Annotated in this window: 1 protein-coding gene; it reads right to left on the reverse strand. The window is 67.8% G+C overall.

The annotated features are described in order from the left end of the window. Nucleotides 1–606, reverse strand: a 606-nt coding sequence (locus ACK586_RS25510) for an amidohydrolase family protein (RefSeq protein ID WP_409333332.1), incomplete at both ends; no start/stop codon positions are given.

Raw genomic sequence — 606 nt, forward strand, 5'->3', positions numbered from 1 at the left:
GCCCTGCATCTCGGCGTTGACGAACTCCGGGGCGTTGGGCCAGATGGAGTCCGAGTGCGGGTAGTCGCACTCCCAGGCGATGATGTCGACGCCGATGTCGTGGCGGACCTTCAGCGCGGTCGGGTCGGTGACGTAGCAGGCCAGCGAGTGCTCGCGGAAGATGTCGCTGGGCAGCTTGCCGCCGAAGTCGTGCCCGAGCCAGCGCTGGTTGGTGTAGTGCCGGTCGCAGCGGTCCAGGTAGAACGGGATCCAGCCGATGCCGGCCTCCGACCAGGCGATCTTCAGGTCGGGGTACCTGCGCATCGCGCCGCCCCACAGCAGGTCCTGGGCGGCGAACGTGGACACCTGGGTGGCCAGGATGATCATGTTGTCGATCGGTGCGTCGGGGGCCATCCGGATGGCGCCGAAGCCCTGGCCGATGTGCAGGCACATGACGACCTCGAGCTCGGAGATCCGCTGGAAGAACGGCCCCCAGTACTCCAGGTCGTGGTAGCTGGGCAGGCCCTGGATGTGCGGCAGCTCGGGCATGGTGACGGCCTTGACGCCCTTGGCCGCGACCCGCTCGACCTCCTTGACCAGCTCGACGGGATCCCAGACGGGGAGGAT

Origin of the sequence: Trujillonella humicola, from assembly GCF_046233715.1 — a bacterium.
GTDB lineage: Bacteria > Actinomycetota > Actinomycetes > Mycobacteriales > Geodermatophilaceae > Trujillonella > Trujillonella humicola.